Here is a 10,635-nt window from a genome sequence, read left to right as displayed (position 1 = left end):
CGTCCCGTGCGACGCGGCGTCCCCCGACGCGCCGCACGACCGTCCCACCACACCCAGGAGAGAGAGCGATGAAGCTTCGGATCCCTGCGCTGGCCACCGGCCTGTGCGCCCTCACCCTCGCGCTCGGCGCGTGCGGCGCCGTCGACACCGGCACCGGCGGCGGCTCGTCCGGCGGCGGCGCCACGAGCGGCTCGTCCGCCGAGGCCGGCGGCATCCCGCGCCCCGCGTCCTGCGACGACGACACCCCCTACGTCGCGGTCGCGCTGCCCAACCTCACCAACCCGTACTACGTCGCCATGAAGAAGGGCTTCGAGGACGCGGGCGCCGAGAACGGCTTCAAGGTCGAGGTCCAGATCGCCGACGACGACGACGCGAACCAGCTCGCGCAGGCGCAGTCCATGCTGCAGAAGAAGCCCTGCGCGCTGGCCCTCAACGCCGTCAAGTCCGAGCCGGGCGCCGCGATCGTCAAGGCCGCGAACGACGCGGGCGTGCCCGTGTTCACCGTCAACGTCGGCATCGACCCCGACGCGCTGCAGTCCCAGGGCGCGTCGATCGTGCAGTACCTCGGCGCCGACAACGTCGCGGGCGGCCGGCAGACCGCCGAGCAGGTGCTCCAGGACCTCGGCGCCGACGCGGCGCTGAAGATCGGGTTCGTCACCGAGCCCGACGAGACGCCCACGCAGATGCGCGACCAGGGCTTCGAGGACGCCATCAAGGCGAACGCGAACGCCGAGGTCGTCGCCAAGGTCGACGGCAACGTCAAGCCCGACGACTCGCTGCGCGCCACCACCGAGATGCTGTCCGGCAACCCCGACATCAACGTGATCTTCGCGTCGACCGGCCCCGCGTCCTACGGTGCGTTGCAGGCGCTCGGTGCCAACAGCCAGGTCAAGGTCTACGGGTTCTGCGCCGCCGAGACCACGCTCACCGAGCAGTACCCCGGCTGCGTCGCGCAGGAGCCCGCGGTCTACGGCGCCGACGTCGTCGAGCAGATCCGCGCGTGGGTCGACGGCGGCACCCCCGAGAAGGAGATCCTCAAGCCGCTGAAGATGTTCACGGTCGGCGAGACCCCCGGCCCGGGCGAGGTCGGCTGACATGACCACCACGTCGACCGGGACGCACGGCACGGCAGGGCTCGGCGTCCGCGGCATCGTCAAGCGGTACTCCGGAGTGCCGGTCCTGCACGGCGTCTCGGTCGACGTGCGGCCCGGCGACGTCGTCGGGCTCGTGGGTCACAACGGCGCCGGGAAGTCCACGCTGCTGCGCGTGATCTCCGGCGCCACCACGCCCGAGGAAGGGCAGATCGTCGTCGACGGCGCGGACCGCGCGATCGACTCGCCCGCCGCGGCGATCGGCGCCGGCATCGCGACCGTCTACCAGGAGCTCGCGCTGCTGCCCAACCTCACGGTGGCGCAGAACGTGCACCTGGGCGCCGAGCGCTCGCGCGCCGGCCTGCTGCGCCGCGAGGCCATGCGGGACGACGCGCGGCGGCTCGTCGAGCAGTTCGGCATCGACGTCGACGTCGACCGGCGCCTGGGGGACTACCCCGTGGCGACCCGGCAGATGCTCGAGATCGCCGTCGCCACCCACCGCAAGGCCCGCTACCTGCTGCTCGACGAGCCGACCACCTCCCTCGAGGGCGGTCAGGTCGAGCGGCTGCTCGAGATGGTGCGCTCGCTCGCGGCGGGCGGCATGGGCGTCGTGTTCGTCGACCACAAGCTCGACGAGCTGTACGCCGTGTGCAACCGCGTGGTCGCGCTGGTCGACGGACGCGTGCGCATCGACGCGCGCGTCGACGAGGTCAGCCGCCACGACGTGGTCGCCGCGATCGCGGGCGACGAGGCTGCCGAGGCCGACGAGGCACGTCGCCGCTCCCCTGACGGTGACGTGCCGGCCGAGGCAGGCACGACGGGGGCGGCCGCCGCCGCCCCCGTCGTGGCCGACGTGCACCGCTGGGTGCCGCAGGGCGTGACCGGGCCCCGGCTCGAGGTCCGCGACCTGGTGGCACCCGGCGTGCACGGCGTGAGCCTCACGGCCGAGCCGGGCCGCGTGCTCGGCCTCTACGGCCTGGTCGGCGCCGGACGCACCGAGGTGCTGCGCGCGCTCGTCGGGCTCGCCCCCGTCACGTCCGGCACCGTCACGCTCGACGGCCGGCCCTACCGGCCGACGACGCCCGCCCGCGCCCAGCGCGCCGGCGTCGTCTACCTCACCGAGGAGCGCAAGTCCGACGGCATCGTGCCCGCGCTGGACTCGCCCATGAACGTCGCGCTGCCCGTGCTGCGCCGGTACCGGCGCGCGGGCCTGCTCGACAGGCCGCGCATGCTGCGCGAGGCCGACGCGCTGCTCGGCGAGCTGCGCGTGCGCGGCGACCGGCACGGGCCCGTCGTCAGCCTCTCGGGCGGCAACCAGCAGAAGGTGCTGCTGGCCCGGGCCATCGCGCAGCACCCGCGGGTCCTGCTGCTCGACGAGCCCACCAAGGGCGTCGACCTCGGCGTCAAGGCCGAGATCCACCGCATCGTGCGGGCGCTGGCCCACGAGGGCGGCCTCACGGTCGTGCTCGTGTCCTCCGAGGAGGAGGAGATCTGCGACGTCGCCGACGACATCGTCGTCGTGTCGCACGGCCGCAGCACCGGCGAGCAGGTGCCGCCCGACCACCGCACGCCGCACGCGCTGCGCACGGCCGCGTGGGCCGCCGCGTGAGCGCGCCCGCCGGCGCCGCTGACGATCCCGCCGCTGCGTCCGTCGACGCGGCCCCGACCCCCACCCAGCACCACGAGGAAGCGAGCACCACCATGGACGGACGGGCCACGACCCTGGAGGCCGCGCGCGAGCTCGTGCGCCGCGAGGGCCGCGGGGTCACCGAGGTCGCCGACCAGCTCGACGACACGTTCGTCGCGGCGGTCGACCTCGTCGGCGGCTGCACCGGCAAGGTGTTCGTCACCGGGTCGGGCACGTCCGGCGCGGTCGCGCGGCGCATGGCGCACCTGCTGTCGGTGTGCGGCACGCCCGCCGTGTTCCTGCCGGGCATGGACGCGCTGCACGGCACGATGGGGTCCGTGGTGCACGGCGACCTGCTCATCACGATCTCCCGCGGCGGCGAGTCGGACGAGCTCAACGACCTGTCCCGGCGCGTCCAGCAGCGCGGCGTGCCGGTGGTCGCGCTCACCGCGACGCCCACGTCCACGCTCGCGCAGGTCGCGGACCTCACGGTCGTCGTCGACGCGGGCCCCGAGGTCGACCCGGGCGGCGTCATCGCGATGGGCTCGACCCTCGCGGTCGCGGCGTGGGGCGACGCGCTCGCGGCGGTGCTCATGCAGCGTCGCGGGTACGGCTGGGACGAGGTGCTGTTCACGCACCCCGCCGGCGCGGTCGGCAAGATCGAGCACGTGCCCGACGCACCCGCCGTGCCCGGCGTCCAGGGGGTCTGATGGGGGTCGTCGCGGGCGTCGACTCCTCGACGCAGTCCTGCACGGTCGAGCTGCGCGACGCCGACGACGGCCGGCTGCTCGGGGCAGGGCGGGCGCCGCACCCGCCGACGTCGCCGCCGGTCAGCGAGCAGCACCCCGACGACTGGTGGAGCGCCTTCGCGGGAGCGCTCGCGGCGGCGCTCGGCGCGGCCGGGCTGCGCGCGTCCGACGTCGACGCCGTGAGCGTCGCCGCGCAGTGCCACGGCCTGGTGCTGCTGGACCGCGACGACCGCGTGCTGCGGCCCGTCAAGCTGTGGAACGACACGACGTCGAGCCCGCAGGCCGACGCGATGGTCGCCGACCTCGGCCCGGCCGGGTGGGCGGGCGCCGTCGGCTCGGTGCCGACCGCGGCGTTCACGGTCACCAAGCTCGCGTGGGTCGCCGCGCACGAGCCCGACCTGCTGGACCGCGCGGCGCACGTGCTGCTGCCGCACGACTGGCTGACGTACCGGCTCACGGGTCGCGCCGTCACCGACCGGTCGGAGGCCTCCGGCACCGGGTACTACGCCGCGCACACCGGGCGCTACCTCGTCGACCACCTCGACCGCTGGGTGCGCCCCGGCCTGCCGTGGGCCGACGTGCTGCCCGAGGTGCTGGGTCCGTCGCACACCGCCGGGTGGGCCGTCACGCCCGCCGCCGCCGAGCTGGGCCTGCGGCCCGACGTCGTGGTCGGCGCGGGCGCGGGCGACCAGCACGCCGGCGCGCTGGGCATCGGTCTCGGACCCGGGCAGGTGCTGTACAGCCTCGGCACGTCGGGCGTCGTCATGACGACGTCCGCGCAGCCCGTGCACGACGCGAGCGGCTGGGTCGACGGCGTCGCCGACGCGACCGGCGGCTGGCTGCCGCTGGTGTGCACGCTCAACAGCGCCAAGGTCACCGACACGGTCGCGCGCCTGCTGGGCGTCGACCACGACGAGCTCACGCGCCTCGCGCTCGCGGCCCCGCGCCGCACCGACCGCGCCGTGCTCGCCGCGTACCTCGACGGCGAGCGCAGCCCCAGCCGCCCGCACGCGCGCGGCCTGCTCGGCGGCCTGCGCTCCGACACCACGCGCGAGGAGCTCGCGCTCGCCGCCTACGAGGGCGTCGTGCTGGGCCTCGTGCGCGGGCACGACGCGATCCGCGCCGCGGGCGCACCCGCCGACGGGGCCGTCGTCGTCACCGGCGGCGGGGCCCGTTCGCGCGCGTACCGGCAGGTGCTCGCCGACGCGCTCGGCACCCCCGTCGAGACCCGCGACGCGCCCGAGGCCACCGCGCGCGGCGCCGCCGCGCAGGCCGCCGCCGTGCTCGCGGGCGCCGACGTGCGCGACGTGCGCGACGCGTGGACGCCGCGCGTCGTCGACGTCGTCGAGCCCGGCTCGCCCCTCGACCCGCAGGTCCGCGCGCGGTACGCCGCGCTCGCCGACCTGCCCCAGCCCGACGAGACCGCCCGCGCCGCGGGCGTGGAGGAATGACGTGGACCTGTACCTCGACAGCGCCGACCGTGACGCGCTGGCGCCCCTGCTGGCCACGGGCCTGTTCCGCGGCGTCACCACCAACCCGCTGATCCTGCAGCGCGCGGGCGTGCGGCTGTCCGAGGTGCCCTCGCTCGTGTCCTGGCTGCTGGCCTCCGGGGCCGACGAGGTGTTCGTGCAGACCACCGCCGCCGACGCCGACGCGATCGAGCGCGAGGGCCACGCGCTGCGCGACCTGTCCGACCGGCTCGTCGTCAAGGTGCCCGCCACCGGGCCGGGGCTCGTCGCGACGCGGCGCCTGTCGGCCGCCGGGGTGCCCGTGCTGCTCACGGTCGTCTACCACCCCAACCAGGCCGTGCTCGCGGCCGCCGCGGGCGCGCGCTTCATCGCGCCGTACCTGGGCCGCATGACCGAGGCCGGCCGCGACGGCCGCGCCGACCTGCGCACCATGTCGCGCGCACTGGTCGGGACCGGCACGGGTGTGCTGGTCGCGAGCGTCCGCGACGCCGCGGTGGTCCCCGAGCTCGCCGCCGACGGGCTCGAGGCCGTCACCGTCGGCACCGACGTGGCCCGCGCGATGTTCGCCGAGCCGCTCACCGACGCCGCGATGGTGCAGTTCGACGCCGCGACGGCCGCGCTGCGCTGACGCGCGAGCCGGCGGGGCCGCGGCCCCGGGGGGCACGCGTCCCCGCCGGTGCGTCACCGGCGGCCGGCACCGCTCGCCGGCGGCTCGCGCCCCTCGCCGAAGGCACGCACCTCTCGCCCACGGCGCGCGCCTCTCGCCCACGGCGCGCGCCTCTCGCCGACGGACAGCGCCACGGACGACGGACAGCCGCGTGCGCGTGTCCGTCGTGCCGTACCCCTGTCCGTCGGCGACGCGGGAGCGGGGGAGAGGCTGCGGAGGGGCTGCAGAGGGGGCGGAGCGGGGACGACGGTCGGGTGACGGGACGACCGTCAGGCGTGACCCGGACGGGTGAGGTGCCGCTGCGTCGGTCATGACTGAGGCGCCGGGTGACGATGACGCCGGGACCGTCCCCGACGTCAGGAGCTGCCGTGGTCGTCCTCGATCCGTCGTCCGACGCCGTCACCGCCCCGGTTCGGCAGCGGGCCGAGACCGTCGTCGCGGTCGTGCTCGTGCTCGGAGCGTTCGGTGCGCTCGCCGGTGCCCTGCTGCGTGCGCGCGACGCCGCCGGCGTCGACCTGAGCTGGCTGATGCACGTGCCGGTCTGGCCGACGGACCGCATGCCCGACACCGCGTGGGACACGCCGCTGCGGCAGGGGTACCCGTCGCCCGTGCAGCCGGTCGGGCCCCATGCCGTCGACCTGTGGCTCGACCGTCCCGACGGCCTCACCGCCGCGCTCGCCGGCGTGAGCGTGTGGGTCTCCTGGCTCGTCGTCGCCGCGCTGCTGCTCACCCTCCTGCCGGTCGCTCGCACGCTGCTTCGGCGGCAGGGGTTCACGCTCACCGCCGCGCGGCAGGCGGCCGTGTCCGCCGGGGTCGTGCTCGTCGCGTGGGCCGTGCACGCCACCGCCCCGCTGCTGGCCGCCCGCCGCGCGCTCGACGCGGGGTACTCCGGCCTGCCCGCCGAGTGGTTCACGCCGCAGGCCCGGCCCGTGTGGTGGCCGCTGCTGGTCGTCGCGCTGCTGCTGGTGCTCGCGGGCACGCTCGCCGCCGCGACCCGGGCGGTCGCACGCGCCGCGGAGCGCTGACCGCGGGGCTACCGTGGGCGCCGGTGCGGCCGGCCGGTCGCACCGACCGCACCACCGAAGGCCCCGCGCGATGACCCCCTCCCCGTCCGGCAGCACCGGCGTGCCCGGCACCGACCCCGCTGCCGCGTCAGCCGCCGGCCCCGCCGCCGCGGACGCACCCGCCGCCGCGGACGCCCCCGGTGCCGTCCCCGGCGCCGCCGCCGACCGCGCGCTCGGGCACGGGCTGCGCACGCGGCACCTCACGATGATGGGCCTCGGCTCGGCCATCGGCGCCGGGCTGTTCCTCGGCAGCGGCGTCGGCATCGCGACCGCCGGGCCCGCCGTCCTCGTGTCGTACGCCGTCGCGGGCGTGCTCGTCGTCATGATCATGCGGATGCTCGCCGAGATGGCCGCCGCGTCGCCCGCGTCCGGGTCGTTCTCGGTGTACGCCGAGCAGGCGCTCGGCCGGTGGGCCGGGTTCACGCTCGGGTGGGTCTACTGGTTCACGATCGTCATGGTGCTGGGCGCCGAGATCACGGGCGTCGCGCGCATCGTCACCGGCTGGTTCCCCGACGTCCCGCAGTGGGGCGTCGCGCTCGTCGTCGTCGCCGTGTTCGCCGTGGTCAACCTCGCGGGCGTGCGGCAGTTCGGCGAGTTCGAGTTCTGGTTCGCCGCGCTCAAGGTCGCCGCGATCGTCGGGTTCCTGGTCGTCGGGGTGCTGCTCGTGCTCGGCCTGCTGCCCGGCACGTCGCCCGTCGGCACGTCGAACCTGCTGGGCCACGGCGGGTTCGCGCCCACCGGGGTCGCGGGGGTCGCGGCCGGGCTGCTCGTCGTGCTGTTCGCGTTCGGCGGCATCGAGATCGTCACCATCGCGTCCGCCGAGGCCGCCGACCCGCAGCGCGCCGTCGCCCGCGCCACGCGGTCGATCGTGTGGCGCATCCTCGCGTTCTACGTCGGGTCCGTCGCCGTCATGGTGCTCGTGCTGCCGTGGGACGCGCCGCAGCTCGCCGACGGCCCGTTCGTCGCCGTCCTCGACCTCGCCGGCCTGCCGGGCGCCGCGCGGCTCATGGAGGTCGTCGTCGTGCTCGCGCTGCTGTCCGCGTTCAACGCGAACATCTACGCGACGTCGCGCATGGCGTTCTCGCTCGCGGGCCGCGGCGACGGTCCCGCGGTGCTGCGGCGCGTGTCGCGGCGCGACGTGCCGTGGGTCGCGGTGCTCGTGTCGGTCGTGCTCGGGCTCGTCGCCGTCGCGCTGAACTGGCTGCTGCCCGACGCGCTGCTCGGCATCCTGCTCAACGCCGTCGGCGCGTCGCTGCTGGTCGTGTGGGTGTTCGTCGTGGTGTCGCAGCTGCGGCTGCGCCCGCGCCTGGCCGCGGCCGCCGGCCCCGCGGGGCTGCCGCTGCGCATGTGGGGGTACCCGTGGCTCACGTGGGCGACGCTCGCCGCGCTCGCGGGCGTCGTCGTGCTGATGCTCACCGACGCCGCCGCGCGGGCGCAGCTCGCCGCGACGGCCGGGCTCGTGGCCGTCGTCGTCGGGATCTACGCCGTGACGGCGCGGCGCCGCGCACGGGCCGGGGCCGCCGCGTCCTGACGGGGCCCGTCCCCGCGGGGCCCGTCCCCGCCGCCGCGCACGACGACGGGGACGGACGCGTCAGCGCGGGTCGGGGCGCACGCCCACGACGTACCCGTCGATGCCGCAGTAGACCGTGACCCCGTCGGACGCGAGCTGCACGTCGTGGAACCCGCGGCCCGACAGGTCGTTCGTGTACAGCACCGCCCCCGACGCGGGGTCGAGCTGGTACAGGTACCCGTTGACGGCGGCGAACAGCCAGCCGTTCTGCGCGAGCACCCGCACGACCTTGCCCGTCGCGATCGACAGGTCGCGGCCCCACCGCTCCCCGAGGCCGGCCAGCGCGAGCCCGAGCGTGCGGCCCGCGGTGCCGACGAACGCGGCGTCCCCGGCCGACGCGACGTCGACGCGGTGGTAGCCCAGACCCGACAGCCCGTTGTGGGCCAGCACGCGCCCGTCGCCCGGGTCGAGCACGTACACGTGGCCGTTCGACCCGACCAGCACACCCGCCTCGACGCCGGCGACGTCCACGACGTCCCACCCGGCGCCCGGCAGGCTCGTCTGCCACCGCGTCCCCAGGTCGCCCGGTGCCAGGCCGACGACGTACCCGTTCGTGCCGGCCGCGAGCGTGCCGCGCGTGAGCGTCAGGCGAACCTCCTCGCGCCCGCGGCCGGGCAGCGGGTTGTGCGCGGACACGTGCCCGGTGCCCGGGTCGAGCCGGTACACGTGCCCGTTCGACGCCGCGTACACCGCGCCGTCCTGCGCGACCATCACGCTCGTGACCGCGTAGCCCGAGCCGGGCAGCGAGGCCTGCCACTGCGTGCGCAGGCCGTCGGCCTCCATGCCGACGACGTACCCGTCGATGCCCGCGTAGACCCGCGTCCCGTCGGACGCGACGCGGGTCTCGTGGTTGCCGCGCCCCGGCAGCGAGTTGTGCGCGAGCACGCGCCCGTCACCCGGGTCGAGCCGGTACACGTGCCCGTTCGACGCGGCGAACGCGCGCGTCCCGTCGAACAGCGGCTGCACGTCGGTGTAGCCGCTGCCGGGCAGGCTCGTCTGCCAGGCCGTCACGAGGCCCGACGTCTGCTGGTCGCGCGAGATCAGGCCCATGCGGGGGCTCACGACCGTGATGAACTCCTTGAGCCGCGACCACAACGAGTCGAACATGTCGCGCTCGACCGTGCGGCGCAGCGCGTCGTCGTGCCACGCCTCGAGCGTGCGGTCGCCCGCGGGGGTCACCACCCCGGTGGGCAGGCGGCGCAGCACGTCCTGCGGCGTGGTGGTCGTGGTGCCGCGCTCCAGCAGGTCACGGATCGCGCTCTGGGACAGGTGCACGGTCGACGACGGGCGCGCGACGACGTCCCCGAACGCGAGCAGCTTCTCGTCGCCGAAGACCCGGAACCGGCCGCCGTCCAGGCTCGTGACCGTCAGCGACTCCTCGTTGTAGTGGTTGTGCACGACGTTCGACGACAGCTGCACGACCGCCGCGTCGAGGAACGACAGGTACTGCCGGTACGCGACCTCCACCGGCACGCCCGCCGGTGCGACACGGCTCGCGACGACCCGCGCGCGGTAGTCCGGCTGCTCCTCGACGGTCTGCGGGTCGTGCGACCGCAGGTCGGCCAGCACGTCGTACAGCTCGGCGCCGTGCAGCGCCGGCTGCAGGTCCGCCGTCACGCGGCGCACCAGGTCCCAGTCCGGCACCGGCAGCACGATCTGTCCGGCCGCCCACCGCGTGAACCACTGCATGATCAACGTCTTGTTGGTCAGGTGACCGGCCGCGAACGAGTCCTCGATGAAATGGTCCGCGTACGCCTGCGTCACCCAGGCGCGATTCCGCAGGTCGTTCTTGCGTGCCGGGTCGGTCGTGCTGAACGATTGTTCGGCAAGGCGGCGCGCCTCGCCGTGGAACGCCTGCCACCGGTGCCACGAGAACGGCGCGAAGTGGCACGCGTTGCGCGCCAGCAGGCCGAAGTAGTGGTCCACCCCGAGGCCGGCCGTGAAGCCGTCGATCGCGCGCGACTCCTTGAGGAGGTCGAGCGTGGACTCACCCGCGTACGGCGCGATCGCGCCCTGGAACGGCACCACGTGGTCGTCCCCGAGCAGGTGCAGCAGCCGGTTCGCGCTCTCCTGGCGGACCTGCTGCAGGAACCCGCCCGTGATGCCGTCCGGCAGGTTGTCGATCGCCGTCGGGTCGGCCGCGAAGTCGCCGCCGACCGCGTTGAGCTCGCCGAGGGTCGCGAGCAGGCCGCTGCTCAGGGTGACGACCGTCAGCGTCGGGTCGACCGCGGCGATCTGCGCGGCCGTCGCGGCGCGCGGGCCGTCGCGCCACAGCAGCAGGTAGCGGACCTGCCGCTCGACGACCTCGCGCCAGCCCGGGGCTCGCGTCGCGACCGTGACCAGGGCGTCCGTGCTGACGTCGCCCAGCAGGCGGTGCTCCCAGGCGTTGAAGGCGCGC

The 10,635-nt window shown here is 75.7% G+C and carries 8 protein-coding genes; 7 read left to right on the top strand and 1 reads right to left on the bottom strand.

Annotated features, from left to right (window positions below):
• The first annotated feature begins 68 nt into the window (after window positions 1–68).
• The 7 genes from ATM99_RS12580 (at window position 69) to ATM99_RS12550 (ending at window position 8,198) form a co-directional block, all read left to right on the top strand.
• Entirely contained in the window at window positions 69–1,094 is a 1,026-nt protein-coding gene (locus ATM99_RS12580; RefSeq protein ID WP_046529507.1) for a substrate-binding domain-containing protein, read from the top strand.
• A gap of 1 nt (window position 1,095) precedes the next feature.
• Entirely contained in the window at window positions 1,096–2,700 is a 1,605-nt protein-coding gene (locus ATM99_RS12575; RefSeq protein ID WP_082659693.1) for a sugar ABC transporter ATP-binding protein, read from the top strand.
• A 92-nt stretch (window positions 2,701–2,792) separates the two neighbouring features.
• Window positions 2,793–3,428 (top strand): SIS domain-containing protein, encoded by a 636-nt coding sequence (locus tag ATM99_RS12570; protein WP_062103239.1) that lies wholly within the window; start codon window positions 2,793–2,795, stop codon window positions 3,426–3,428.
• Entirely contained in the window at window positions 3,428–4,918 is a 1,491-nt protein-coding gene (gene xylB, locus ATM99_RS12565; protein WP_062103237.1) for a xylulokinase, read from the top strand. The genes ATM99_RS12570 and xylB overlap by 1 nt, the downstream gene beginning before the upstream one ends.
• 1 nt (window position 4,919) lies before the next feature.
• Window positions 4,920–5,564: a transaldolase family protein gene (locus ATM99_RS12560; RefSeq protein WP_062103236.1), complete on the top strand. Its 645-nt coding sequence runs from the start codon at window positions 4,920–4,922 to the stop codon at window positions 5,562–5,564.
• Between the two features lie 407 nt (window positions 5,565–5,971).
• A complete protein-coding gene (locus ATM99_RS12555) occupies window positions 5,972–6,628 on the top strand; it encodes a hypothetical protein (protein ID WP_062103235.1) in 657 nt (218 codons plus the stop codon).
• A 70-nt stretch (window positions 6,629–6,698) separates the two neighbouring features.
• On the top strand, window positions 6,699–8,198 hold the full coding sequence (locus ATM99_RS12550) for an amino acid permease (RefSeq protein ID WP_082659691.1): 1,500 nt from the start codon (window positions 6,699–6,701) through the stop codon (window positions 8,196–8,198).
• 60 nt (window positions 8,199–8,258) lie between these two features.
• On the opposite strand, the gene ATM99_RS12545 is transcribed toward ATM99_RS12550, so the two are convergent.
• A partial coding sequence (locus ATM99_RS12545; RefSeq protein WP_150118279.1) for a PQQ-binding-like beta-propeller repeat protein occupies window positions 8,259–10,635 on the bottom strand: 2,377 nt, incomplete at its 5' end.

The organism is Cellulomonas sp. B6, from assembly GCF_001462455.1.
GTDB lineage: Bacteria > Actinomycetota > Actinomycetes > Actinomycetales > Cellulomonadaceae > Cellulomonas.
Note: the sequence above shows the minus strand (reverse complement) of the source record. Positions and strands in the feature narration are given on the sequence as shown.